21 protein-coding genes and 1 tRNA gene are annotated in these 24965 nt (G+C 55.6%); 8 read left to right on the top strand and 14 right to left on the bottom strand.

Annotation, left to right across the window (positions count from 1 at the left end):
• Positions 1-659 precede the first annotated feature (659 nt).
• From AC1UKS_RS00695 to AC1UKS_RS00685, 3 genes are all read right to left on the bottom strand, one after another.
• Positions 660-1151 carry an Hsp20 family protein gene (locus AC1UKS_RS00695; protein ID WP_482435329.1) on the bottom strand — a complete coding sequence of 164 codons (492 nt, stop codon included), beginning with the start codon at positions 1149-1151 and terminating at the stop codon, positions 660-662.
• A 280-nt stretch (positions 1152-1431) separates the two neighbouring features.
• Positions 1432-1644, bottom strand: a complete 213-nt coding sequence (gene cspE, locus AC1UKS_RS00690; protein WP_265909144.1) for a transcription antiterminator/RNA stability regulator CspE — start codon at positions 1642-1644, stop codon at positions 1432-1434.
• Between the two features lie 369 nt (positions 1645-2013).
• The gene (locus AC1UKS_RS00685) at positions 2014-2988 is read right to left on the bottom strand and encodes a quinone oxidoreductase family protein (protein ID WP_482435328.1); all 975 of its coding nucleotides are present in this window, start codon (positions 2986-2988) and stop codon (positions 2014-2016) included.
• A gap of 106 nt (positions 2989-3094) precedes the next feature.
• On the opposite strand from AC1UKS_RS00685, the gene AC1UKS_RS00680 reads away from it, so the two are divergent.
• The 3 genes from AC1UKS_RS00680 to AC1UKS_RS00670 all read left to right on the top strand — a co-directional run bounded on the left by AC1UKS_RS00680 (position 3095) and on the right by AC1UKS_RS00670 (position 6461).
• The gene (locus tag AC1UKS_RS00680) at positions 3095-3973 is read left to right on the top strand and encodes a LysR family transcriptional regulator (RefSeq protein ID WP_482435327.1); all 879 of its coding nucleotides are present in this window, start codon (positions 3095-3097) and stop codon (positions 3971-3973) included.
• A gap of 264 nt (positions 3974-4237) precedes the next feature.
• A complete protein-coding gene (locus AC1UKS_RS00675) occupies positions 4238-4762 on the top strand; it encodes a phenolic acid decarboxylase (RefSeq protein ID WP_471720811.1) in 525 nt (174 codons plus the stop codon).
• 1006 nt (positions 4763-5768) lie between these two features.
• Positions 5769-6461: a DUF421 domain-containing protein gene (locus AC1UKS_RS00670; RefSeq protein ID WP_265909140.1), complete on the top strand. Its 693-nt coding sequence runs from the start codon at positions 5769-5771 to the stop codon at positions 6459-6461.
• Positions 6462-6622: 161 nt separating this feature from the next.
• Here the strand turns inward: AC1UKS_RS00670 and AC1UKS_RS00665 are convergent, their stop codons facing one another.
• The 5 genes from AC1UKS_RS00665 to AC1UKS_RS00645 all read right to left on the bottom strand — a co-directional run bounded on the left by AC1UKS_RS00665 (position 6623) and on the right by AC1UKS_RS00645 (position 9492).
• Positions 6623-7570 (bottom strand): apurinic/apyrimidinic endonuclease family protein, encoded by a 948-nt coding sequence (locus AC1UKS_RS00665; protein ID WP_482435326.1) that lies wholly within the window; start codon positions 7568-7570, stop codon positions 6623-6625.
• A gap of 297 nt (positions 7571-7867) precedes the next feature.
• Positions 7868-7962 (bottom strand) — tRNA-Sec (locus AC1UKS_RS00660).
• 111 nt (positions 7963-8073) lie between these two features.
• Positions 8074-8787, bottom strand: a complete 714-nt coding sequence (locus AC1UKS_RS00655; protein ID WP_482436854.1) for an ArsR/SmtB family transcription factor — start codon at positions 8785-8787, stop codon at positions 8074-8076.
• Entirely contained in the window at positions 8784-9176 is a 393-nt protein-coding gene (locus AC1UKS_RS00650) for an amino acid-binding protein (RefSeq protein ID WP_482435325.1), read from the bottom strand. The genes AC1UKS_RS00655 and AC1UKS_RS00650 overlap by 4 nt, the downstream gene beginning before the upstream one ends.
• Positions 9169-9492 (bottom strand): antibiotic biosynthesis monooxygenase family protein, encoded by a 324-nt coding sequence (locus tag AC1UKS_RS00645; RefSeq protein WP_482435324.1) that lies wholly within the window; start codon positions 9490-9492, stop codon positions 9169-9171. The genes AC1UKS_RS00650 and AC1UKS_RS00645 overlap by 8 nt, the downstream gene beginning before the upstream one ends.
• A gap of 178 nt (positions 9493-9670) precedes the next feature.
• On the opposite strand from AC1UKS_RS00645, the gene AC1UKS_RS00640 reads away from it, so the two are divergent.
• Entirely contained in the window at positions 9671-10213 is a 543-nt protein-coding gene (locus AC1UKS_RS00640; protein ID WP_482435323.1) for an isochorismatase family protein, read from the top strand.
• Between the two features lies 1 nt (position 10214).
• Positions 10215-11135, top strand: a complete 921-nt coding sequence (locus tag AC1UKS_RS00635) for a GlxA family transcriptional regulator (protein ID WP_482435322.1) — start codon at positions 10215-10217, stop codon at positions 11133-11135.
• A gap of 3 nt (positions 11136-11138) precedes the next feature.
• On the opposite strand, the gene AC1UKS_RS00630 is transcribed toward AC1UKS_RS00635, so the two are convergent.
• From AC1UKS_RS00630 to malK, 4 genes are all read right to left on the bottom strand, one after another.
• The gene (locus AC1UKS_RS00630) at positions 11139-12299 is read right to left on the bottom strand and encodes an epoxide hydrolase family protein (RefSeq protein WP_482435321.1); all 1161 of its coding nucleotides are present in this window, start codon (positions 12297-12299) and stop codon (positions 11139-11141) included.
• Between the two features lie 147 nt (positions 12300-12446).
• Positions 12447-13343: a maltose operon protein MalM gene (malM, locus tag AC1UKS_RS00625; RefSeq protein WP_265909136.1), complete on the bottom strand. Its 897-nt coding sequence runs from the start codon at positions 13341-13343 to the stop codon at positions 12447-12449.
• A 301-nt stretch (positions 13344-13644) separates the two neighbouring features.
• Positions 13645-14943, bottom strand: coding sequence for a maltoporin (locus tag AC1UKS_RS00620; RefSeq protein ID WP_173363020.1), 1299 nt, complete (start codon positions 14941-14943; stop codon positions 13645-13647).
• Positions 14944-14969: 26 nt separating this feature from the next.
• Entirely contained in the window at positions 14970-16079 is a 1110-nt protein-coding gene (gene malK / locus AC1UKS_RS00615) for a maltose/maltodextrin ABC transporter ATP-binding protein MalK (protein WP_265909135.1), read from the bottom strand.
• Positions 16080-16434: 355 nt separating this feature from the next.
• On the opposite strand from malK, the gene malE reads away from it, so the two are divergent.
• The 3 genes from malE to malG are packed head-to-tail and all read left to right on the top strand — an operon-like array spanning position 16435 to position 20160.
• On the top strand, positions 16435-17634 hold the full coding sequence (gene malE, locus AC1UKS_RS00610; protein WP_013204469.1) for a maltose/maltodextrin ABC transporter substrate-binding protein MalE: 1200 nt from the start codon (positions 16435-16437) through the stop codon (positions 17632-17634).
• Positions 17635-17694: 60 nt separating this feature from the next.
• On the top strand, positions 17695-19260 hold the full coding sequence (malF, locus tag AC1UKS_RS00605) for a maltose ABC transporter permease MalF (protein WP_482435319.1): 1566 nt from the start codon (positions 17695-17697) through the stop codon (positions 19258-19260).
• Between the two features lie 9 nt (positions 19261-19269).
• Positions 19270-20160: a maltose ABC transporter permease MalG gene (gene malG, locus AC1UKS_RS00600; RefSeq protein WP_013204471.1), complete on the top strand. Its 891-nt coding sequence runs from the start codon at positions 19270-19272 to the stop codon at positions 20158-20160.
• An 86-nt stretch (positions 20161-20246) separates the two neighbouring features.
• Here malG and malQ read toward each other — a convergent pair whose 3' ends face one another.
• Both malQ and malP read right to left on the bottom strand, forming a co-directional pair.
• Entirely contained in the window at positions 20247-22328 is a 2082-nt protein-coding gene (malQ, locus tag AC1UKS_RS00595) for a 4-alpha-glucanotransferase (RefSeq protein WP_482435318.1), read from the bottom strand.
• Between the two features lie 9 nt (positions 22329-22337).
• Positions 22338-24740, bottom strand: a complete 2403-nt coding sequence (gene malP / locus AC1UKS_RS00590) for a maltodextrin phosphorylase (protein ID WP_482435317.1) — start codon at positions 24738-24740, stop codon at positions 22338-22340.
• Positions 24741-24965: the final 225 nt, after the last annotated feature.

Here is a 24965-nt window from a genome sequence, read left to right as displayed (position 1 = left end):
GAAAGACAGGGGTTAATGACGGGTTTTATTCTTATAACTGGCACTGATTTTGGATGATGTAACGCAGAAGAGTGTTGACGCAGATTGCGCGTTTGTCAAAGCCGGGGCGGGAATTTTTCAACAGCATCCCGCCCGGCGGTTATGACAAAACATCTGACCTCTTGGCTTGCAACATATGAACGTAGAAACGGTAGTGGGTATTCCCCGGTGTTGGCATAACAAATAAGAAACTTTTGCACCCAGATACATCGCGCACTTTATAATAGCGTGCTACTTATGTCTCTGTTTCATTCTGGCATTTATCTGAAAAAAGTAAAACAATTGCGCGATGAAATTAATGCATCGCTGCAGAAGAAAGCATTCGTTAAAGAAAATGACCGTGCCGTTCAGGACTGAAAACACCCTCATTTATGAATATTGCGCATCAGCTCAAACGCCATTACCAGTATGGTGGCAATGAAAGATGTGTTCACTATGATCATGTTGATCATATGGTCCTCCTGTCAGTGCTGAAGCGCCGGATGCTTTCGCTGGATGTGGTCGGCTCAATGCTGGGTCCTGATGGATTGGTGAACAGGTTCACGATAGCCTTCCCGCAGCAAATTCCAGTTGCACGTTATCCTGGGGCAGAACACCCCAGGATAACGTGAGTAAAGGAATTACGCCTGATGGGACAGAAGTTGCGTATCGCCCTGTTCAATCGGGATACGCCGGGGTTTTGCACTTTCCGGTACCTCTTGCTCAAGCGCCACCCGCAACAGGCCATTCTCAAGCCTTGCCCCCGTCACCTTCACATGCTCAGGAACGGTAAAACTCAGACGGAAGTCAGCCTGATGTATTCCCCGGTGAAGCCAGGATGGGCCAACCTCTTTTTCAGCATCAGCGTCAGCCTTGTCGTTACCCGCTTTGCGTCCGGCGACCGTCAGCTGGCCTCCTGTCACTTCAATCTCGAGTTCAGATTGCGTCCAGCCCGGTACGCTGACGGTCAGGGCATAGTGCTCGCCGTCGAGCTGCTGCAAATCATAGGCGGGAATAGACGCTGCGCTGGCATCGCCGGTCAGCTGGCTGAACAGTCTGTCCATGCGGTTAAAGCGGTCAGACAGGATCGCGTCACTGAAGAAAGGAGAAACGGGAAAATTGCGTAGATTCATAATGATAATCCTCTGAATAAGGGTTCATCCAAAAGTTCATCGAAGCGGGGCAAGCCCCGGTCATGACTATTTATATAATCTGCTGTCGGATTTTCAAGACCCTTAAAAAAAATTTTTTTGACCCTGTCGTTACGTCATTGCTTCCCCCTCAAGACGAGCGGGACCGGCGTGAAACGGGCATAAAAAAACCCGCACAGGGCGGGTTTTTCTACGTTAACTGAAGCTTAACTGCTCAGGCTGTTGCCGTCATCGCTGTTTTAAACTCCGGTCACGAACCGAATTACATCGGTACGACATTTACCGCTGACGGGCCTTTGGCACCATTCTCCACGGAGAATTGCACTGTTTGACCTTCATCCAGGGTTTTGAAGTCATTGCTCTGAATGGCGGAGAAGTGTACGAATACATCCTTGCTGCCATCCTGTGGAGAAATAAAGCCAAAACCTTTATCAGCGTTAAACCATTTTACTAAACCAGTCATTGAATCAGACATAGATACTTCCTTTATTTTTTTGGCCACATCAGTGGCGAACGTGGTCTGTTTTGCAGAGATGAACTTATGGTGCATTTAGGAGGAGACTCACGAGGAAGGGTATCTTGGGATAACGCCTGAACTGAGGACTGCTTTACTAAAACTGCTTTCATAAGGTCTGTGTAACAAACCGATAGAGGCATACTACGCTTCACCGGGTGCTAAACGCAAGCGCTAATGAAATAAAAATTCCAGTCGCCATGCTGATGGGCATTTTTTTCCAGTTCAGTGCCGGACAAAGAGTAAAAGCCCAGACAGTGACAACCCAGGCTTCTATATTCATAATATTCAATAACTTATTTACATTATGTCTCTGTAGATTAAAGGGGGCTAAACCGTCAGTATCACGCTTCCCGTTGTGCGTCCGGCCTCGAGGTCAGCGTGGGCTTGTGCCGCCTCCATCAGGCTGTATTCCGCTCCGATTGGATTTTCCAGCCCATTCTGAAGAGCCGCCATCAGGTCGCTGGCCCCCTGCCTGTAAAGTTCCGCGTCATCAGCATAGGCCATTGAACTTGGCCGCATCAGAGCGATAGAGCGGGCGAAGCCAAGTTCCTCTACACGCACCGGTGGTACAGGGCCTGCCGCCTGCCCCAGACTTGCCACCGTGCCAAAAGGGCGAACCACGCCGAGCGTTGCCGCGAGCATAGCGCCTCCAATGCCATCAATGGCAAGATGCACCCCGCGCCCATCCGCAATCTCGCGTACGCTTTCAGCCCATGCCGCATCGGTGTGAAGAAGCACTTCAGCGGCACCTGCCGCTTGTGCAATTTTCATTTTTGCCACTGACCCCGTTGTACCAATCACCCGGGCACCTTTCAGGGTTGCCCAGCGGGTGACAATCTGCCCCAGACCGCCCGCGGCGGAATGCACCAGCAGCCAGTCTCCTGCTTTAACGTTGCGTACCTTATGAAGCAACATATGAGCGGTGAGACCTCTCAGCATTGTGCTTCCGGCGGTGCGAATAGTTATCCCCTCGGGTATTTTTATCAGCCGGCTGGCGGGAATATTTCTGCGCTCGGTATAAGCCCCCATCGGGTTGCCGGTATAGGCAACCCGGTCGCCTCGGGTAAATGCGCGAACGTTATCCCCGACGGCGATCACCCTCCCGCCGCCCTCAAACCCGGGCACGGCCGGAGAAGATGACTGAGGGTACAGCCCTGAACGGAAGTAAATATCCACAAAGTTGATGCCAATTACCTCATGTTGGATCTGAACTTCATCGGGGCCCGGTTCACTCAGGGCGATTTCAATTGCTTTGAGGACGTCGGGACCGCCCGGCTGACTGATTACGATGGCTACTGACATAGGCTGTCCTCACTGTTTGAGTGAGAAAATTATAAAGTCGTTTATCTCAGGAAAATACGGGTATAAAAGACCCATCTATGTGTAAAAACGCACAAGGAGAAGGTGAATGGACTGGCAGGATTTACATTACTTTCTTGCGCTGGCCCGCTGGGGTTCCATGTCCGCTGCGGCAAAAGAGCTTCACGTTGATCATGCCACCGTCAGCCGCCGCATCGCCGCCCTCGAAATGTCGCTCGGACTTCGTCTGACGGAACGTTTGCCCAGGCGTACCGCGCTGACAGAACAGGACAAAGTCATTGCCTCAGTCGCTGAAGAAATGACCCGGGTGGCCGACCGGGTTAAAATACAGGCTACGTCCCTCTCTGCCGCGCCCGCTGCTGTTATCAGGGTTAGCGCATCCCCGGCTGTCGCTGCACTATTGATTGCGCCGGCCGTGGCCGACTTTACGCAAAGTCATCCGAATATTTCGCTCTCCTTATCAGGAGCATCCCATCATGTTCAACTGAACAAAGGCGAGGCAGATATTGCGGTACGTCTGACAAGACCGGAGGATCCCGACCTGTTAACACGCCGGATCGGGACGATGCGTTTCGGCCTGTATGCTTCCCCTTCCTGGCAGGACAGGCCGCCTGAGAGTTGGTTATTCATTGGTTATGAAACGTCGCTGGATTATGTGACGCAGCAGAAATGGCTGGGATCCCTGCTGAACGGACGGCGGATTATATTCAGGGCAAGCGACCTGATGGCCCAGCAGCAGGCCGCCAGGAGTGGGCTTGGCGTGGTGACGTTACCCTGTTTCATGGGGGACAATGACAGCTCTCTGATAAAACTGACTGTAGATTCTCCGCCCCCAAGCAGAAGTATGTGGCTGGTTGCCTATCCCGAGTACCGACGCGATCCCTCCGCTGTTAGGGTGATGGAATTTCTGGCTGATGTTGTTGGAAAGGCATGTCCGCCTGACGATGCGCCTGAAAGAGGAATGTAAGTGACTTCTTTAACGGAGAAGGTAGGCCTTCATTCGGATTATTTGCGTGTCGTGATGTTGGGAAAAGATGAGTTATGAGGCCTTATTGCAGAAAAAGTGAGTGTTAATGATGGGTGATTTTATTAAAAAATGCATTACAAAATAATTATTTAAAGTAGCCGACCCACATTTACCCGGTGCTATTAAAACTGTAACTTTCCCGAACTGGAAAAATCTTAATTTCTAATTTATTTTTAATATTCCTCAAAGATAAAAGGTGATGTCATGGAAACAATCATGGAAAACGATTTTGCGAACGATTTATCAGAATTCGTCGGCACGCACTTTGTATATACCTATGATAATGGCTGGAAATATGAATGGTACGCGCGTAATGACAATACCTGCGATTACCGGATCCATCAGGGGCTGGTTGGTGGGCGCTGGGTGACAAATCAGAAGATGAACGCGGTGCAGTTTGCCCCAGGCATTTATAAAGTCGACTGGCACGAACCTACCGGAACCTGCGTTAGCCTGCTGTTTGATATTAAAAGAAAGGTTATCCACGGCACCATTTTCTTCCCACAGTGGATAGCTGGTGAGGGTCAGCATCCGGAGAAGACCATTTGTTATCAGAATGAATTTATTGAAGATATGCACCGTTTTCGTGATGAGGGACCTGCCTATCCTTATGTCGTCATACCGGAGTTTGCAAAGGTGACGTACATGAAAAATGAAGGACCGGATAACGATGAAGTCATCAACATGCCACCAGGGCAACTTCCTTCAGACTTTTTCGAAGGGAAATAATTTTCATTGGCGATAGCAATACACATTGAGATGAGAATTAACAGGGGGGCAATCCCCCCTGTGTGAAATGCGCTTATCCCGCCACCATGCAGACTTATTTTTCTTCTTCAATTAGCGAAGTCCCTGCTCAGTTCGGTTGAGACCGACCATTTTTACCAGATTCCGCCAGGTCTGGAAATAAACATCATATTTTTGCAAAAAAAATACCTATGCTTTTTATGAGTTTGCAACCCGGTAAATTCTTAATAGTGAAAATAGTTGCGTTTTCATTGACATATATCAATAAACCTTAATTTTTATTGTGTGATTATTGATCACTTACTGATTGAGGTTTTAATGAATACAGCCAGATATTACTACTTAGTAAGTAGTTTAAACGCTTGGGTTTTACATAAAAAAGGTTGTGAGCAGGTTACTGCAGCAAGATTCAGAATCTTTCTTGGCAGTATTTATACGGATTTTCAGGCTAATGGAATCGCACAGCAGCGGGTGCCAGAATTTAGTCTGTGTGAGGACTGCATGAATAGTTAATGAGTGAGTGTTAACAGTTTACCAGCATGATAAAAAACCTCTTCCGGTAGGGAAGAGGTTTTTTTCGCTCACATAAAACCAATATATTTCTGTGGGTGATTTTTATTTTAAGTTAATTTAATCTTGCGCTCACTTCCTTACAAATCTGAGCAGCTGATAAATATAATAGTGACTGGGATCAAATAATTCTGTCTGTTCCCGCCTGCCAGTTTTTCATTCATCCCCCGCTCCTGGCACCAGAAACCGACGCACACCTGATGCTGCAAAAAACAGCTCGCAGACGGTCTGCTGTACCACCGATGGTGTTCACGCCCGGATGGCTCTTCGGCCGTCAGGCTCCGTGCAGCGGCCAAGAGTGCCATGGCGGGCCGGCATGCTCAGGTGCTGGGGTAAAACCACAGCTCTGGTCACTCAGAACCTTAATAATGATTTGAGTATTATAATATTCAGACGCTGATATTCCCGAGAACATAGAATGAATCACACTGACTGGCAGAAATTTTTCCTGAACGATCTTCCCCTGACGTTCCTGGGTGAAGTGGCATTACGCGTGTGTATTGCTTATGTGGTGGTTTTTATCTTTCTGAAAATATCTGGCCGGCGTGGCGTCCAGCAGCTCTCCCTCTTTGAAGTGGTCATTATTCTTACGCTGGGATCGGCTTCAGGTGACGTGACCTTCTATGATGATGTGCCCGTGCTGCCTGTGATTATGGTCTTCATTGTACTTCTCATCCTTTACCGTGCCACTACATGGTCCATGTCCCGCTTCACTGCTGTGGCCCGCCTGGTTGAAGGCGAGGTCATTACGCTGGTGTCTGACGGGCGCTACGTGGTGGAAAATCTGGACCGGCTCAATATTTCTCCGAACGAATTTTTGATGGAGCTGCGTCTGAAAAACATAGAGCATTTGGGCCAGATACGTCTGGCCCTTGTGGAGGTTGACGGGCAGCTCAGCATCTATTGTTTTGATAATGAATGTGTCAGACCCGGCCTGTCGGTCCTGCCACCTGAGCATCGCCGGAGTTTCCCTGAAATTCAGGCTGCCGGCACCTATGCCTGCAATCATTGCGGCAGTGTTGAAGAACTGGATGTGAAGGGTATTCACCTCTGTTCCCGGTGCGGCAAGGATTTATGGTCTGTAGCGCTGAATACCCTGCGCACTGGCTGAAAGCAATGTGCAAGGGTGCGTGTATGAATCTTATTATCTGGCCAGGAATGAGGGGATGCCGACCTCATCGGGCCGCCAGATCAGGGAACGCAGGATTAACGTTGAGGCATCTAAGCGTTCCGTGCGTTCCGGGCGTTCCGGGAGGTTGCTGCTCCACACCCCTACTGATATTTAAAGAGGCTTGCCCGCGCAATGTTTTTCATTTTTACTTCACACATAATATCGAAATCCTTAAATGAGAGAGCCCACTCGTTGAGATCCTCATTAAAATAATAGTTTGAATGTGCCCGCAGTTTCATTTTGGACAATTGCAGCGATTCCTGATCGGGAAATCCGCGTTCAGGAATTAACCCCTCCTGTGACACTGAGTAATGTAAAACGGGTCTCACTCCCCGCCAGGATTCTTTAATTAAAGCCATACGCTCATCATCGGGTTTTATGAACTGGTTTTCTTTTACCCAGTGATGGTGAATATCCAGGACAATCGGACACAACTTTCTGGCCTGCAATACATCATCTAACGAGCAAGAAACTTCATCGTTTTCAACGGTCAGCATCAGCTTAGCTTCAGGGCTCAGTCGCTGAAAAGCGGAGCTGAATCCTTCAAATCCTCCCCGTCCGTTCATATGGATATTAATTTTAAAATCCTGAAAACTTTTCCCGTAACCGAGCAGCCTGGCGCATAAAACATGGTATTCGATGTCTGCCAACGAGCGGTCAACGACCTCCGGTGTTTCGGATGCCAGCACAGTGTATTGCCCGGGATGAAATGACAGACGTATGCCGCTGGTCCGCGCGCGTTCACCGCACGCCGAGAAAAGCGGTTTAAGTTGGCGTAACAGCCGCTGATAATGGATGCCGGCTTCAGGAACGGTAAACAGGGGGAGCAAATCGCTGCCTATTCTCATCATTCTTAATGCCTCAGGCAGTTGCGCCAGCTCATCAAAAATGTGCGACAGCTGAGCAAGGTTGTGTGTGGCACACTCAAACAGCAATTGCTCCTGCTTTTTCTCATCAAGGTTGAGAAATCGCTTTCGGGTGGGTGACTTAAAGGGCCATGGCTGCTTTAAATCCGCGTTAAGGTACTTGCAGGCAAACCCTAATTTCATCACTGTTCCTCTTTATAATTTCAGGTAATTGTATCAACTAACCTGAATTTTGCACGGTCAGAAATGTTTTTATTAATTGAATAATCATTAACTTTTTTTCGAATGTAAATTCTCTGAATTATTAATCTATTTTTATTATATTCATCTGACCCGTTCAGCAGAACGCTGAACGCATTATCGATATATTCCTATTCAAAATGCATATTCAGGCAGATCTTATAAGCCAAGGACAATCGCATTAACCCTGTCATTAAAGATTTTTTGGATGAGCATGGAACACGTTTGGAAGAGGCTAATTGGCGGAAGATCACAGGAGTCGAACCTGCCCGGGACCGCTGGCGGCCCCAACTGGATTTGAAATCCAGCCGCCTCACCGGAGACGACGATCTTCCTCTTTGAAGAGGCGCAGAGTATAGCATTGTGTAAAGACGAAATTCAGCCCTAACCGCGTCGCATACTGGCTTTCGTTAAGCGCATCCCACAATCACCAAAGGCAGCCGCCCTCAGTCCGTGAAAACCACCCCGTAATGCCTGTGTAACGCCCTTTTGCCTGCTTCAGTGAACCTCACTTCCCGGTAACCTTCGATGCGCACCAGCCACCCCTGTGCCTCAAAAGCGAGAAATAACGCTGCGCCGGCATCCCCTCCGAGATGGAAACGCCGCTCGCTCCAGTCCAGACAATCGCAGCACGGTCTTCGTTCAGGTTTGGGGTTTAGCGTTGCTCCAACGCTTTGAAAATGGTGCCGCCCGGCCGGCGTTACCGCACTGCCGTCGGCTTCAATCCAGTGGTTGGCCTTCATACAGGCATAAAGTTCGACCGCGATTTCGCCAGCCAGATGGTCATAACAGGTACGGGCACGCCGTAATTGCAGTGGCGCGCGCGTCTCTGGCGTGCGGATATGTTTAACTGACACGCCCATGATGTTTTCCAGCAGGCTGGCAACATCGCTCCCTGCCAGCCGGTAATAACGATGCCTTCCCTGCGAAAGGCACACCGTCAAACCACTTTGCAGTAGCCTCGCCAAATGCCCGCTGGCGGTGGAGGTTGCGATATCGGCCACGGCGCTCAGTTCGGTCGCTGTCCATGCCCGGCCGTCCATCAAAGCGCAGAGTATTCTGACCCTCGACGGGTCAGAAATGGCACTGGCGATAGCCGACATGGCGTGTTCCAGCGATACGGCACTGTCATCCGTGTTGGCTAAACCCGGCTGGCTCATGCAGAAGGGATTTCCCATGGTTGAGTGACCTGTGCGGCCCTTTCATTATTGTCTGTCAGTAATATTAACCGGTTCTGGTGATCGCTGTACTGGACCAACAGATTTATTCCGTTGCGGGCAATCACGTCCATGATTTCGCCCAGCTCCCCTGGACGTTCCTGCCGGAGCTTTCTAATCACCGGTTTAACGGCCGCAAGTACGGTGAAACCGGCACCCACCAGCACCTCGCGGGCTCGCTCGCCATCCTCCACCAGATAATGCGCATGACTTTCACTGCCGACGGAGAACACGCCGCCGCCTTCCAGACCGACACCCTGTTTACCTAACGTGATGCCCATTGAGGCCAGTGAGCCTGGCATATTGGCCAAAACAACATGAATATCATACATCTGCATGGTTTCCTGATTCTGAAGAGTAGTCTCTGATCACGCTGGCAATACGGATACGGTAATACGCAAAGAGGGAGGCTTTTCCCTCTTCCTGTGCCGCCCTGTGTTGCTGATTTTTCTTCCAGCTCAACACCGACGCTTCATCGCGCCACCAGGAGAGCGAAAGGATTTTTCCGGGCGTACTCAGACTCTGAAAACGCTCGATTGAGATAAACCCGTCCACGTTGGCCAGCGCCGGTTTAAGCTCTGCGGCAAGCTGAAAATAACGTGCCTGATGCTCAGGCACGGCATCGGCTTCAAAAAGTACAGCAATCATCAGGTAACTCCGCCGGTGGTTGATGTCTGCCAGTGTATTCAGCCGCCAACACGATGCTTCGGTGCCCAACGAAATGTCGATCGTCTCATCCGGACAGGATCATGTCCGTTTTTGGCCTTCTTTGACCTGCCCTTTCCCGCCATCATTGGCCTATACCCTCTTCCAGTGGAGTCCGTAAATGTCCAATGCCGTCCTTTTAGTGATTGACGCGCAGCAGTCCTTCTATCATCGTGGTTACCAGGATACGGTCGAGATGCCGGCGTTTGAACGCAGCATCAGCGCGCTGATTGGCGGCTGCCATGTTCGTGGCATTCCGATTGTTGATGTGTTCCATGTGGAAGATCATGGCCCGTTTTCGCTGGCCTCCGGCCTGGTTGAGCGTCTGCCGTTCCTTAACCATAAGGTGGCGAAAACCGTCCAGAAGCGGGTGCACAACGCCTTGACCGAATCCGGACTGGAGCCGTGGCTACGCGAGCAGAAAATCGATCATGTGATTATTTGCGGTCTGCGCACCGAACAGTGCTGCGAAACCACCGCCCGCGTGGCGTCCGATCTGGGCTATAAGGTGACGTTCGTGACCGAAGCGACGCTGACCTTCCCGATTAGCCATAACCGCATCACGCTGAGTATCGCTGACCTGCGTCATCATACTGAAGCCGTGCTGATCAACCGATTCGCCTCCATCCGTACCGTGGAGGAGTGTCTGCAGGAGTTGCCATAAGATGACTATCCCGGTGTGGTTTTTGATGGTGCCAGGCATTGTCTCGCTGGATGTGACCGGCCCGGCGGAAACGCTGAAGCTGGCAGCGGGCGCGTTCTCGCTGCGCTATATCGGCCCGGAGGAGAGCATCATGACCTCCACCGAGATGACCGTCAGCCGCATCGAGCCGTTGCCCGATCGCCTGCCCGCCGGGAGCCTGCTCATCGTACCTGGCGTGCAGGATTCCAGTCGCGGGTTTGATACGCCGCAAGGTGTGGCCGCGCGTCACTGGCTGATGCGCCAGCAGCCCGATATCCATGACCGCAAGATTTCGCTGGTGTGCGTCTGTTCCGGCACCATCCTGGCGGCAAAAGCCGGGCTGCTGAGCGGCGTGCAGTGCACCAGTCATCATGAAGTGATCACCCGGCTAAAAAGTGCCGATCCCACAGCGATCGTCAAGGAAAACCGCATCTTTGTCGAAGATCGTGGCATCTGGACCAGCGCCGGGATCACCGCCGGCATCGATCTGTCGCTGCACTTGATCCACCAGCTGTGCGGCTCGCAGACTGCGCTTAACGTTGCGCGAGAAATGGTGGTCTACTTCCGCCGTTCCGGCGAGGATCCGCAGCTGTCGCCCTGGCTGCGCTATCGCAACCATATGCATCCGGCCATTCACCGCACCCAGGATTTGCTGGTTGTTGAACCCGAGCGCGAGTGGCAGCTGGATGAAATTGCCGGAAAGGTGCATATCAGTCCGCGCCACTTAACGCGGCTGTTCAGGCAACATCTGGGCATCAGCGTGCGTGATTACCATGAGCAGCTGCGTATCGCCATCGCCCGCCAGCGCCTGCAACAGGGTGAAGGGGCCGAAAAAGCCGCGTTGTCCGCCGGATTCTCGTCATCGCGCCAGCTGCGCCGGGCATTGCAGCGATGGGAGGCGTAACCCTTACGCCTTCCCGCGCAGTGGCCGGAAAAAGGCCCTGATTTCCTCAGCCAGCGCCTGAGGTTTTTCCATCGCCGCGAAGTGCCCACCTTCCGCCATGGTCTGCCAACGCTGCACGTTATAGCAGCGGGCAACCCAGGACATCGGCGGCATCGGCAGTTCCGCCGGGAATAGCGCCACGCCAAGCGGCGGCAGGATACGATCCCCGGCAGCAAAGGCCGCCGGGCGCTTGCTGCCCTCAACATACAGCCGGAATGACGAACCGATGGTTTGCGTAAACCAGTACAGCGAAATGTTGGTTAGCAGGGCATCGTAGGTTACCGCCTGTTCCAGCGGGCCGTTATGGTCAGTCCAGGCCTGGAATTTTTCCGCAATCCACGCCGCCAGTCCCGCCGGAGAGTCGTTTAAGCCCACCGCCAGGCTCTGTGGTCGGGTGCTTTGCACGCGACCATAGGCAGCATGTTGCTGGCTCCAGGCCTGCACATGATCGAGATACTGCTGCTCTTCCGCCGTCACCGCCGGCTGCCCATCGCCCAGCGGCGGCGAATAGGAACCGGGGATGTAATTCAGATGCAGGCCGGTGAGGCGTTCAGGAAAACGCCACGCCAGCCAGGTCGAAACGCCCGCGCCCAAATCCCCGCCCTGCGCGCCAAATTTGTCGTATCCCAACCCGCTCATCAGCGCCGCCCACAGTGCGGCGATCTCATAGGTTCCGGTCCCGGTTTGCTCAGGCGCGGCGGAAAAGCCGTAGCCGGGCAGTGAAGGCACCACCACATCAAAGGTATCGCGCGCATCGCCACCGTGCGCGGCGGGATCGGTTAACAACGGAATGATATCGAGCATTTCAACAAACGAGCCAGGCCAGCCGTGGGTGAGGATCAGCGGCATCGGCGCAGGGCCGCTGCCACGCTGGTGAATATAGTGGATACGCTGACCGCCTACCTGCGCGTGGAAGTGATCGAAGCGGTTAATTCGCGCTTCCTGTGCGCGCCAGTCAAATTCGTCCAGCCAGTACTCCACCAGCATTTTCAGAAAGCGCAGATCGATGCCTTCGCTGTCGCCAACGCCTGCAGTTACTTTCAGCCAGCGCGTCTGGTGCAGTCTCTGCCGCAAGTCGGCGAGTTCCGCCTCAGCGATATTCAGATGAAAAGGGGTGGATTCCATAACGTCTCCCGTGATGCGCTCATTGGCTGAAGTAACCCTCTGCCGGAGTCTACTCTCAGGCCATCCTGCGGTCAGCCGCTTTCATCCGCATCAAAAAAGGGCGGCCAGATTTCTCTGCCCGCCCTTCTGTTACTCAGATTTGAAAATCTACTTCTTCACGCTCTCAATAAAGGTTTTACGGGCGGTTTTCGAGCCCAGACGCTCCGCTTCATCCAGCAGTTTCAGCGCTTTATCAACATCTCCCGCTTTGACCGCCTTCTTAATCGACTCGTTAAACCAGGCATCCGAATCGTCCAGCATCGGCTCTGACGGTTTGGCCGGTGCTGGCGCAGCCGCAGGTGCCTGCGTGCTGCCAACCACCACCGGTGCCGCTTCGGCCGGTGCGGATGACGGGAAGATCTGACCAATCATCACGTTACCGGCTTTCTGCTCGGCGGTGACCTTCAGGCTCAAGGTGCCGGTTGGCGTATGGCGCGCCACAGGATCCGGGATATCCGGCACCGCGTTGCCCACGCCAGCGGCATAGGCTTTTGCCGGGTTAACCATTTGCGTGGTGGCATCCAGATCGTTGCGGGTGGTGTACACCAGCAGGTAAATTTGTTTCTGCCCCAACGCCGGGGTCAGCTTCAGCGTCCCTTCCAGCCGGTCGCTGGACACAATGCCCGGCTTCTCGTAGGGGAAGTAGCTGGAAGGATAAAAGGCCGCCGGACGCATCTGCTCATCCAGCACCAGAACATTTGGCGCATACACGGTTTTGCCGGTGGCGATACTGGTCAGGGTAATCTCCAGCGAACCCCGGTCGGCAGGCAAGGCGAATGCCGCGACCGCGCCCTGAATTTGCCCCTGATTAATCTGTGCGCTGGACATCCCGAGCGTCACATCCTGCGTCACTGGCGGCACCAGCGGCGTCCACGACAGGTTGCGTAATGTCTGGCTTGCAATCGCCGGAGCGGTATTCGCATCATTTTGCGCCGCATTCACCACCGCAGGTGCAGCAGCCAGCAGGCTCAACGACAGACACAGTGACAGCAGATTCTTTTTCATCATAGTTTCCTTTGAAATCACCCTGAAGGCTGGCGGTTATTTACGGATAACCCACCCGCCAGCACGTCATGTTTTTTCTACTCAACCCCTGCCACAAAACCTCACCATCATTGAGTGGCTCAGGCCCACTTCAGTGCAAAATCAGAAGGCGGTAAATTTTTTATAACCCAGCCCCAGAACCTCATAGTCATTTGAGTTGCAGGAAGGCGGCAACCGAGCTCATCCCCGGGAGCATACATAAGTATGTGACCGGGGTGAGCGAGGGCAGCCAACGCATCTGCGGCTCAAAGGACGAAGAGGTTTACCACCAGACTTCCATCTGGGCGCCAAACGTCACCTCATCATCATTACCCCGGCTGAACGTCCGCGCACTGGTGTCGTTCATCGCCAGGCCGTTATCCACGCCCGCATCGGTGTCATAACCCCACTTCTCATCCCACTTGGCATAGGTGGCGAACAGACGGATTGCCGGACGGGACCAGATGCTGTCGCCCGCCTGCCACTGCTGCGCCAGGGTCAATTTGTACTGGCCGTTGCGGTCGCCGGTACGCTGGGACTTCACGTTGTCGTAACCCGCTTCCAGCAAGGTGCTCATGATCGGCGTCCATTTGTACATCGGGCGCACGCCGACGGTGTACCAGGTGGTGCCGTTGTTGTTATCACGATCGGTGTCCTGATACATCGCCACGTACATCAGGCCCCAGGTATCGTTAAAGTCGATGGCACCGTGGTCCAGCACGCGCAGCATGTTGCCGTTATTGTTGATCGCACCACCGTTGGAGTGACCGTTGGACGAACCGGTGTTCGGATCGGTCATCGAGTCCGCCGCGTACTGCACGACGAATTTGTTGTAGCCGTTATAGATGCTCTGGGTGTGTTCTGCGGTCAGCAACCAGCCATCTTTGGTGGCATTGTCATCCAGCGTATAGCCGTCACGCGCGTTGGCGCGACCATAGTCCACACCCAGTTCCAGCACGCCGCCCGGGTTGGTTTCAATCCCGGCCAGGCGGACGTCGAACACGTCGTTAGAGGTTGGCAGTTCGTTACGCTGGTCGGCGATATAGCCAAAGGAGCCGCCGCTTTCGGTGTTACGCGTGGCGGCGATAGACAGCTTACCAAAGCCAACATCCACATCTTCCAGACCGGCACCGGGACCGGAAATGTCCCAGTAGTAGAAGTCGATCATATGCACGTCATGACGCTGGTAGAAGCGCTTACCTGCCCAGAGGGTGGAGCCGGGTAACCATTCGATCAGGTTCTTACCTAACACGTTGGCTTCACGGAAAGCCGGATCGGTTGCTTCCCAGTCATTCTGCTGTGAAACGGAGTACGCCACGTTACTGTTGAAATAGAAGCTTTTATCGCCCTGTTTCCAGATTTCCTGGCCCAGGCGTAATTCGGCATAGGTTTCGCACTCGTTACCCAGACGGTATTTACTCTCCGCCCCGGTCGCCTTGAAACATTGCTGCTCGCCGCCGCTGCCAGACCAGCCAATACCGGAACGCGCATAACCGGTGAAATCCACCGCCATTGCCTGTGTGGAAAGGACGCCTGCAGCCACTGCCAGCGCCAGAGAGGAATTACGTATTGTTATCATCATCTTCTCCTGTAGGGGGACATGTGCATTTAAACGCCCGGCTCCGGGTGTAACCGGCGACAGGCCGTCCCGTCTTCACGGAACAGATGACAGCGGTGTGGCGGCAGGCCGATAGCGAATGTTGCACCTTCTTCTACCAGCACCACGTCGTTCTGGCGGTAAACCAGGTTTTGACGAATTGCCGGAATCTGGATGTGGATCTGTGTTTCGTTGCCAAGCTGCTCGACCACCTGCACCTCGCCGGACAGCGCAATTTCAGCGCGGTCGCCGGGCAGCAGGTGTTCAGGGCGAATGCCCAGCGAAAGGTTGCTGCCGACAATCACCTCACTGCCGGATACCGACAGCCAGACCCACTGGCGATCGGGCAGCTCGACCTGCACGCGATCAGGCTCGGCGGCCACCACTTTTACCGGCAGGAAGTTCATTTTCGGCGAGCCAATAAAGCCGGCGACAAAGCGGTTGGCGGGATAGTGGTAAAGCTCTAGCGGCTTGCCAATCTGGGCGATCTTGCCGGCGTTCAGCACCACGATTTTGTCGGCCAGCGTCATCGCTTCAACCTGATCGTGGGTGACGTAAATCATGGTGCGCTGCAGGCGCTTATGCAGTCGGGAGATCTCAATGCGCATCTGCACCCGCAGCGCCGCATCGAGGTTAGAGAGCGGTTCATCCAGCAAAAATACCGTCGGTTCCGCCACCAGCGTGCGGCCAATCGCCACGCGCTGACGTTGTCCGCCGGACAGCGCTTTCGGCCGACGGTCGAGCAGGTGCGCCAGCTGCAACACTTCGGAGACCTGATTCACCCGCCGATCAATTTCGGCTTTTTTGGTGCGCGACAGCTTGAGGCCAAACGACATGTTCTCGGCCACCGACAGGTGCGGATAGAGGGCGTAAGACTGAAACACCATGCCGATCCCACGGCCGGCAGGCGGCACCTCATTCATGCGCTGATTGCCAATCTTCAGCTCACCGGCGGTGATCTCCTCCAGCCCGGCGATCATCCGCAGCAGGGTGGATTTTCCGCAGCCCGATGGCCCGACGAAGACCACGAACTCGCCTTCTTCTATCTCCAGATTGATGTCGCTGGAAATCACGGTCTCACCGAAGGCTTTATATACGCCGCTGAGGGAAACGCTCGCCATCTGGACTCCTGTGAATGTGGACGACTGAATGCCACGCAGCATGACGACATCCCCGGCGGGCGTAATCCTCCGGCGGCCGGATTTTTGTGGGGGAGGAGCAGGGAGGATGTGAAGTCGCGGCGCAGGCCGGAACCTGCAGGGCAAAAGCGCGTTTCGTGATCTGCGCTGCAAAAAACGATGGCGAATAACGGCGCGCAGGCGGGATTACTGAAGGCATTGCTAGCGGCGTCACACTCTGAGAGGTGGGGGCGTAGGCGGGGGGATGATGAAGCCCCAGGGGGTTAACGCCACACTGGCGTCGTACCCTCGCTTCTCCACCTGGGGCCAAGCCCCACAGCAATGAAAGGACTGGATTATGGCCCTCAGCATCAAGAACGTTATCAAACACACTGTTGCAGTTTCCGCGCTGGCTACGCTGGTGCTCTCGTCGTCCGCCTTCGCCAAAATCGAAGAAGGCAAGCTGGTGATCTGGATTAACGGCGATAAAGGCTATAACGGCCTGGCCGAGGTCGGTAAGCAGTTTGAAAAGGACACCGGCATTAAGGTCACGGTCGAACACCCTGACAAACTGGAAGAGAAGTATCCGCAGGTGGCGGCCACCGGCGACGGCCCGGACATCATCTTCTGGGCCCATGACCGTTTTGGTGGCTATGCCCAGTCGGGCCTGGTGGCCGAAGTCAGCCCGGATAAAGCCTTTAAGGACAAGCTGTTCCCGTTTACCTGGGATGCGGTCACCTTTAACGGCAAGCTGATTGGCTATCCGGTGGCGGTGGAGTCGCTGTCGCTGATTTACAACAAAGACCTGGTCAAAACCCCGCCGAAAACCTGGGAAGAGATCCCGGCGCTGGACAAGACGCTGAAGGCGCAGGGCAAAAGCGCCATCATGTGGAACCTGCAGGAACCCTACTTCACCTGGCCGATTATCGCGGCCGATGGCGGCTATGCCTTCAAATATGTTGACGGCAAATACGACATCAAAAACACCGGCGTCAACAATGAAGGCTCGAAAGCCGGATTACAGTTCATCGTCGATCTGGTGAAAAACAAGCATATCAGCGCCGACACCGACTACTCGATTTCCGAAGCCGCCTTTAACAAAGGGCAAACCGCGCTGACCATCGACGGTCCGTGGGCCTGGTCAAACCTCGATAAGAGCAAAATCAACTACGGCGTCGCGCTGCTGCCAACCTTCCACGGCAAGCCGTCAAAACCGTTCGTTGGCGTGCTGACCGCCGGCATCAACGCCGCCAGCCCGAATAAGGAACTGGCGAAGGAGTTTATCGAAAACTACCTGATCACCGATGCGGGCCTGGCCGCCGTCAACAAGGATAAGCCGCTGGGTGCAGTGGCGCTGAAATCGTACCAGCAGAAGCTGGAAAGCGACCCGCGCATTGCCGCCACCATGGCCAACTCCAAAAATGGCGAAATCATGCCGAACATCCCGCAAATGAGTGCCTTCTGGTACGCCGAGCGCAGCGCGATCATCAACGCGGTCAATGGCCGTCAGACCGTGCCACAGGCGTTGAAAGATGTTGAAACCCGCGTCACGAAATAACCGTAGCGTTAGCTGAAATAAAGGGCTGCTTGCAGCCCTGATTCCACAAGGATTGCTGCTATGCCTTTCGCTCAGACCAGCCTGACAACGCCTGCCAAACGACCGCTGAAAACCGCGGTCGCCAGGGCGCTGATCGTGCTTTTTGCCCTGCTGGCCGGTTATTTGATTGTGCTGATGTATGCGCAGGGAGAGTACCTGTTCGCCATTCTGACGCTCCTTCTCTCAAGCCTCGGCCTGTTTATTTATGGCAACCGCCGCGCGTACGCCTGGCGCTACGTCTATCCCGGCCTGGCGGGCATGGCCCTGTTCGTGCTGTTCCCGCTGGTGTGCACCATCGCCATCGCCTTTACCAACTACAGCAGCGTCCACCAGCTGACCTTCGAGCGGGCGCAGAGCGTGCTGATGGACCGCCAGTTCAGCGCCGATAATGCGTGGAACTTCGCGCTGTATCCGGATGGCGATCGGTGGCAGCTGGCCCTGAACTCGCCGGAAAACGGCGCGGTGATGGTCTCCAAACCGTTCGCCTTTAACGCCACCACGCCACAAACGCTGGAGATGGCGGCGCAAACCCTGCCGGAGACGGAGAAAGCCGGGCTGCGGGTGATCACCCAGAATCGTCAGGCATTAAGCCAGCTCTCCGCCAGACTGGCTGACGGCACCCAGCTGCGCATGAGTTCGCTGCGTCAATTCTCCGGTACCCAGCCGCTGTATCAGCTCAGCAAGACCGATAACCTGCTGACCGACAGCCAGAGCGGCAAGGTTTACCGTCCCAATATGGAGACCGGTTTTTATCAGGCGATTGATGCCAAAGGCGGCTGGGAAACCGAGGTGCTGAGCCCCGGTTTTACCGTCGGCATCGGCTGGAAAAACTTCCTGCGCGTGGTGCAGGATGACGGCATCCAGAAGCCGTTTCTGTCGATTTTTGTCTGGACGGTGGTGTTCTCGCTGCTGACGGTGGTCCTGACCACGGCGGTCGGCATGGTGCTGGCTTGCGTGGTGCAGTGGGATGAGCTGAAAGGCAAGGCGGCCTATCGCCTGCTGCTGATCCTGCCGTATGCGGTGCCGGCGTTTATTTCCATCCTGATTTTCAAAGGATTATTCAACCAGAGCTTCGGCGAGATCAACCTGGTGCTCAGCACCCTGTTCGGCATCAAACCGGCGTGGTTTAGCGACCCGCTGACCGCCAAAACCATGCTGATTATCGTCAATACCTGGCTCGGCTATCCCTACATGATGATCCTGTGTATGGGCCTGCTGAAAGCCATTCCCGACGACCTGTATGAGGCCTCGGCGATGGATGGCGCCACCCCGGTGCAAAACTTCTTCCGCATCACCCTGCCGCTGCTGATTAAGCCGCTGACGCCGCTGATGATTGCCAGCTTTGCCTTTAACTTTAATAACTTTGTGCTGATCCAGCTGCTGACCAACGGCGGCCCGGACCGGCTGGGCACCACCACACCTGCCGGGCATACCGACCTGCTGGTCAGCTACACCTGGCGCATCGCCTTTGAAGGCGGCGGCGGCCAGGACTTTGGCCTGGCGGCGGCAATCGCCACGCTGATCTTCCTGCTGGTTGGCGGCCTGGCGGCCATCAACCTGAAAGCATCACGCATGAAATTCGATTAAGGAGCGGTTATGGCCATGGTTAAACCAAAGTCTCAGCGGCTCAGGCTGCTGGTGACGCACCTGTTATTACTGAGCTTTGTTGCGCTGATCCTGTTTCCGCTGCTGATGGTGTTTGCCATCTCGCTGCGGCCCGGCAACTTTGCTACCGGCAGCCTGATCCCGGAGACCGTTTCCTGGGATCACTGGAAGCTGGCGCTGGGGATCGCCGTCACCAACAGCGACGGCAGCGTCACCCCGCCGCCGTTCCCGGTGATGCTGTGGTTATGGAATTCGATCAAGATTGCGGTGATCACCGCCGCCGGTATTGTGACGCTATCCACCACCTGCGCCTACGCCTTTGCCCGCATGAAGTTTCGCGGCAAAAGTTCGCTGCTGAAGGGGATGCTGATTTTCCAGATGTTCCCGGCGGTGCTGTCGCTGGTCGCCCTGTACGCCTTGTTTGACCGCTTAGGCGTGTACGTGCCCTTCCTCGGGCTGAACACCCACGGCGGGGTGATTTTTGCCTATATGGGCGGCATCGCGCTACACGTCTGGACCATCAAAGGCTACTTCGAAACCATCGATAACTCGCTGGAAGAAGCGGCGTCGCTGGACGGCGCCTCGCCGTGGCAGGCGTTCCGCCTGGTGCTGCTGCCGCTGTCGGTGCCGATTCTGGCGGTGGTGTTTATTCTGTCGTTTATTGCCGCCATTACCGAAGTGCCGGTGGCGTCGCTGCTGCTGCGTGACGTCAACAGCTACACGCTGGCGGTGGGCATGCAGCAGTACCTGAACCCGCAAAACTACCTGTGGGGTGATTTCGCAGCGGCGGCCATCTTATCGGCCATCCCGATCACTGCGGTGTTCCTGATCGCGCAACGCTGGTTGGTGGGTGGGCTGACGGCGGGAGGGGTGAAGGGATAAGATTTTTTACCTGTAATACGGTTATTACAGCTAGTCCTGTGTCCTGGGTGGCCTTCAAGGCCACCCTTTTTTATGCCTGTTGCCGGTCAGATGACCGACACTTTCCTGCGGCGTTTATCCAGATCCTGAATCAGGCTGTTCACGTCGGCATCGGCAAACATCGCCTCCAGCGTATGCGACAGCTTACGTCGCCAGTTCGGATACTGATCGCTGGTGCCCGGCACGTTAACCGGCGCGGCCATATCCAGCCAGTCTTCCGGTTGCAGCCCCAACAGCGCGCTGGCGCTGTCTGCCACATAGCGTTGCAGGCCACGGCGGATGGCGGGCGTTAGCTGGGCGGCCCGCTGCGCGGTTTTCACCGGCACGCAGCCATAGTGATGCAGGCCATCCAGCAGGCCCTGACGGGCCTTCGCCCGGTCGGCGTACAGCGTCTCCAGCACCGCGTCATCGGTGTACAACCCCAGCGTTTTGCCCAGCGTTAAGTCGTCCGCCTGCCAGTAGCTGCGCAGCGTCGGTAAATCGTGGGTGGTCAGCGTCGCCATCGCCTGCACCGGATAGGACTGCGGCGCGCGGAAGCTGTTCTCCGCATCACGCTCAAAGTAGAGCACTTTATAGGAATAAACGCCGCCTTCACGCAGCTTGCTGACAATCTCCACCGGCACCGTGCCCAGGTCTTCGCCAATCACCATGCAGCGGTGGCGCTGGCTTTCCAGTGCCAGAATCGCCAGCAGATCGTCAACCGGGTACTGCACGTAGGCCCCCTTATCGGCGGTTTCACCCGCCGGGATCCACCACAAACGCAGCAGCGCCATCACATGATCGATCCGCAGCGCGCCACAGTGGATCATATTGGATCGCAGCAGATCGATAAACGGCTGATAGCCCCGGTTGACCATCGCCCAGGGATCCATCGGCCGCAAATCCCAGTTTTGCCCCTGCGGACCGAGGATATCCGGCGGCGCGCCGACCGAGGCTTTCAGGCAGTACAGCTCGCCGTCGCCCCAGGTTTCCGCGCCGCCTTCCACCACGCCTACCGCCAGATCGCGGTATAAGCCAATCGGCATCGCGGCCTGCTGGCTGAGCTGATAACAGCGTTCAATCTGCGTTTCGGCCAGCCACTGTAGCCACAGGTAAAACTCCACCTCCGGCGCCTGCTGCTCGCAAAACGCCCGCACCACCGGACCGCGCGCGTTGCGGTAAGCGTCCGGCCAGGCGTTCCAGCCCTGTGCCCTGCCGGTTTCTTTCTCCAGATGGACATACAGCGCGTCATAGGCCGCCTGTAACCACAGGCTTTCGCCCCCCTGCTTCACAAAGCGGGCAAACGCCTGGCGCTGCGCATCATCCGCCCTGCGCGCCATAAATTGCGGGTAGGCCAGACGCAGCCCCTTCAGCTTAAGCGCCATCACCGCGCTGTAATCCACCCAGTCGGTGGCGCGCACCGCCTGCAGCGCATGCTGGGTATCCGCCGCCTGCCACCACTGCTGCGCGGCCTCGCTGTGCTGAAAATCGGGCACCGCGGCGACGTCGATATAAATAATATTCAGCCAGCGGCGGGACGAAGGACTGTACGGGCTGGCCGCTTCCGGATCGCCGGGACAGAGCGCGTGGATCGGGTTGAGGCCGACAAACGCACCGCCGCGTGAGGCGACCTGACTTAACAGCGTCCCAAGATCGCCAAAATCGCCGATGCCCCAGTTGCTCTCCGAGCGTAGCGTATACAGCTGCACGCAGGCGCCCCACAGCTTTTTCCCCGCCAGCAGCGGCTCCGGTTCGAAGCAGCGTTTCGGGGCGACAATCACCCGGCACTCCCAGCTCTGCGTGCCCTGGGTGAGCGTCAAGCGGTGATAGCCCGCCGCGATCGGCTCCGGCAGCGCCAGCGTCATGCGCCCGTTAACCCTGCCCTGCTGCTCGCTGCCGCTCTCCTGACGGAAGTGCCAGCTAAAATCGCCGTCGCCGTTAACCGGCAGGGCAAACCGCTCGCCTCCGGTAAACACCCTGACGGTGGGCACCGGCCTGGCCGGCGGCCGCCGATCGTTGTTCCAGCCCATCGCCTGCAGCAGGTCGCGTTTAGTTTCAGCCGCAATCGCCTGAGGCTTGCCATGGGCGTTAATAAAGCCGGAGGCAATGCCCGCCTCTCTGGCCGCCTGCTCAAGTGCATTATTTTCCATCGGGGCTCCTCAGCGCTTCGCCTGCCAGATCCGCTGTTGATAGTCGCGGATCGATCGGTCGGAACTGAACATCCCGACGCGGGCGGTGTTCAGAATGGCACTGCGCGTCCACTGTGTGGCGTCGCGGTACAGCACCTCCACCCGTTGCTGGGCGGCGCAGTAATCGGCAAAGTCCGCCAGCACCAGGTACGGGTCGCCGCCCGACAGCAGGCTGTCCAGCAGCGGTTTAAACGCGGTTTTATCACCGCCGCTAAAGAAGCCGTTTTCCAGCTCTTTCAGCAGGCTGTTCAGGTGCTTATCCTGCCTACGCAGCTTCAGCGGATCGTAACCCGCGCTCAGCAGCGCTTTCACCTCATCAACCGTCTTGCCGAAGATAAAGATATGCTCATCGCCGACCTGTTCAGCAATCTCCACGTTGGCGCCGTCGAGGGTGCCAACGGTCAGCGCGCCGTTCAGCGCCAGCTTCATATTGCCGGTGCCGGAGGCCTCTTTACCCGCGGTCGAAATCTGCTCTGAGACATCCGCCGCCGGGATCATCAATTCCGCCACCGACACCTTGTAGTCCGGGATAAACACCACCTTCAGACGGTCGCGAACCAGCGGGTCGTTATTGATTTTTTCCGCCACCTTATTGATGGCGTGGATGATATTTTTCGCCAGGTAATAGCCCGGCGCGGCCTTGGCGCCAAACAGGAACACGCGCGGCACGCAGTCCCTTTCCGGGTTATCCCGCAGCTGGCGATACAGCGACAGAATATGCAGCAGGTTAAGGTGCTGGCGTTTGTACTCGTGCAGACGTTTGATCTGCACATCGAAAATCGCCTCCGGATTGAGGGTGATGCCCATCGTGTGCTGAACATAGTGGGCAAGACGGCGTTTGTTTTCCTGCTTAATGTTCTGATAGGCCTGCTGGAACGCGCGGTCATCGGCAAAGGCTTCCAGCCCCTTCAGCGCATCGAGATCGGTCAGCCATTCGACGTTCAGCTTGCTGTCGATCAGCGCGGCCAGCGCCGGATTACACTGCTTCAGCCAGCGGCGCGGCGTGATGCCGTTGGTGACGTTATGGAATTTCTGCGGCCACAGCTGGTGATATTCCGGGAACAGATCCTTGACCACCAAATCGGAATGCAGCGCGGCGACGCCGTTGACCGCAAAGCCGCTGACCACACACAGGTTCGCCATGCGCACCTGCTTGTTCTGGTGGATGGAGAGCTTTTCCCACACGTGTTTGTCGCCCGGCCAGTGCTGCTCTACCACCTTTTTAAAACGGGCATTGATCTGCTTAATCAGCGAGAAGTGGCGCGGCAGCAGGCTGCGGACCAGCTTCTCATCCCAGCACTCCAGCGCTTCCGGCATCAGCGTATGGTTGGTATAGGCAAACGTCTGGCTGACAATGGTCCACGCGGCGTCCCACTCAAGCTGGTGCTCGTCCAGCAGAATGCGCAGCAGTTCCGGAATGGCGATGGTCGGATGGGTGTCGTTAAGCTGGATCACCTCAAAGCGCGGTAAATCCTCAATTTTGCGACCGAGGAAATGGTGGCGGCGCAGAATATCGGCCACCGAACAGGCGCACTGGAAATATTGCTGCATCAGGCGCAGACGTTTACCGGCCTGATGGTGATCGTTCGGATACAGCACTTTGGTCAGCTTTTCTGCCTCAACGCCCTGTTTTTCTGCCTTGAGGAATTCCCCGTCGTTAAACCGGCCCAGATCAAAAGGCTGCACCGCACCCGCTTGCCACAGGCGCAACGGCTGGGTGACGCCATTCTGATAACCCACCACCGGCAGGTCCCAGGCTTCCCCACGCAGGGAGAATTCCGGCATCCAGTGTTCGCGTCCGTCATCCTGTTTCAGCAGCATGCCGCCAAAGCCAACATCCACCGACAGCGCGCTGTTGTGGCAGAACCACGGATAGCTTTCGCGGTGCCAGTTATCCGGCGCTTCCTGCTGTTCGCCGTCGCGGAACGACTGACGAAACAGGCCATACTGGTAGTTCAGCCCGTAGCCGGTAGCAGGCTGGCCCACGCTGGCCATCGAGTCGAGGAAACAGGCTGCCAGCCGCCCCAAACCGCCGTTGCCCAACGCCGGATCGACCTCCTGCTCCAGCACGTCCGCCAGCTCAACGCCCTGTTCTTTAAGCACTTCCTGCACCGCCTCCATCCAGCCGAGGTTAATCAGGTTGTTGGCGGTCAGGCGGCCAATCAGAAACTCCATCGAGATATAGTTCACGTGCCGCTGCGGCTGTTTAGTGGCCGGGGGCAGCGGGCTGGCATTCAGCTGTTCCGACAGCGCCGCGCTGGTTGCCTGCCACCACTGGTGGGGCGTCATTTCCTGCGCCTGATGTAAACCAAAGCGCTGCCACTGACGTGTTAACGCCGCCTGAAACACCGATTTATCAAACTGAACCTGCATCACCTTTCCTCACATCGGGTAAATTTTTCCCATGCTGAAGGTTCACCCACCGCACAACATCCTCCCGACAGGGATTAGCGAGGGAGGAGAAAAGGGGCGTAGTCGGCCGGGAGTCAGCCAAGGAGATGCGCGTGGAAAATCTGATTTTTAAAAATGTGACGAAGTGCGACTAAACGAAACAAAAATCAGTAACGTTCTTGCAATCAATACGTTCCAGGCAGACCT

It is taken from the genome of Erwinia sp. AK-PDG3-5 (genome assembly GCF_056821705.1).
This window is presented reverse-complemented; position numbering and strand designations above follow the sequence as displayed.

What these genes read in the sequence shown, in the direction of transcription:
- malP (WP_482435317.1), bottom strand. Translation starts at nt 24,740, where the DNA reads ATGCAGGTTCAGTTTGATAAATCGGTGTTTCAGGCGGCGTTAACACGT.
- malQ (WP_482435318.1), bottom strand. Translation starts at nt 22,328, where the DNA reads ATGGAAAATAATGCACTTGAGCAGGCGGCCAGAGAGGCGGGCATTGCC.
- AC1UKS_RS00655 (WP_482436854.1), bottom strand. Translation starts at nt 8,787, where the DNA reads ATGAGCCAGCCGGGTTTAGCCAACACGGATGACAGTGCCGTATCGCTG.
- AC1UKS_RS00645 (WP_482435324.1), bottom strand. Translation starts at nt 9,492, where the DNA reads ATGATTGCTGTACTTTTTGAAGCCGATGCCGTGCCTGAGCATCAGGCA.
- AC1UKS_RS00650 (WP_482435325.1), bottom strand. Translation starts at nt 9,176, where the DNA reads ATGTATGATATTCATGTTGTTTTGGCCAATATGCCAGGCTCACTGGCC.
- malM (WP_265909136.1), bottom strand. Translation starts at nt 13,343, where the DNA reads ATGAAAAAGAATCTGCTGTCACTGTGTCTGTCGTTGAGCCTGCTGGCT.
- AC1UKS_RS00695 (WP_482435329.1), bottom strand. Translation starts at nt 1,151, where the DNA reads ATGAATCTACGCAATTTTCCCGTTTCTCCTTTCTTCAGTGACGCGATC.
- AC1UKS_RS00620 (WP_173363020.1), bottom strand. Translation starts at nt 14,943, where the DNA reads ATGATGATAACAATACGTAATTCCTCTCTGGCGCTGGCAGTGGCTGCA.
- AC1UKS_RS00630 (WP_482435321.1), bottom strand. Translation starts at nt 12,299, where the DNA reads ATGGAATCCACCCCTTTTCATCTGAATATCGCTGAGGCGGAACTCGCC.
- AC1UKS_RS00665 (WP_482435326.1), bottom strand. Translation starts at nt 7,570, where the DNA reads ATGAAATTAGGGTTTGCCTGCAAGTACCTTAACGCGGATTTAAAGCAG.
- malG (WP_013204471.1), top strand. Translation starts at nt 19,270, where the DNA reads ATGGCCATGGTTAAACCAAAGTCTCAGCGGCTCAGGCTGCTGGTGACG.
- cspE (WP_265909144.1), bottom strand. Translation starts at nt 1,644, where the DNA reads ATGTCTGATTCAATGACTGGTTTAGTAAAATGGTTTAACGCTGATAAA.
- AC1UKS_RS00680 (WP_482435327.1), top strand. Translation starts at nt 3,095, where the DNA reads ATGGACTGGCAGGATTTACATTACTTTCTTGCGCTGGCCCGCTGGGGT.
- malK (WP_265909135.1), bottom strand. Translation starts at nt 16,079, where the DNA reads ATGGCGAGCGTTTCCCTCAGCGGCGTATATAAAGCCTTCGGTGAGACC.
- AC1UKS_RS00685 (WP_482435328.1), bottom strand. Translation starts at nt 2,988, where the DNA reads ATGTCAGTAGCCATCGTAATCAGTCAGCCGGGCGGTCCCGACGTCCTC.
- AC1UKS_RS00675 (WP_471720811.1), top strand. Translation starts at nt 4,238, where the DNA reads ATGGAAACAATCATGGAAAACGATTTTGCGAACGATTTATCAGAATTC.
- AC1UKS_RS00640 (WP_482435323.1), top strand. Translation starts at nt 9,671, where the DNA reads ATGTCCAATGCCGTCCTTTTAGTGATTGACGCGCAGCAGTCCTTCTAT.
- AC1UKS_RS00635 (WP_482435322.1), top strand. Translation starts at nt 10,215, where the DNA reads ATGACTATCCCGGTGTGGTTTTTGATGGTGCCAGGCATTGTCTCGCTG.
- malF (WP_482435319.1), top strand. Translation starts at nt 17,695, where the DNA reads ATGCCTTTCGCTCAGACCAGCCTGACAACGCCTGCCAAACGACCGCTG.
- malE (WP_013204469.1), top strand. Translation starts at nt 16,435, where the DNA reads ATGGCCCTCAGCATCAAGAACGTTATCAAACACACTGTTGCAGTTTCC.
- AC1UKS_RS00670 (WP_265909140.1), top strand. Translation starts at nt 5,769, where the DNA reads ATGAATCACACTGACTGGCAGAAATTTTTCCTGAACGATCTTCCCCTG.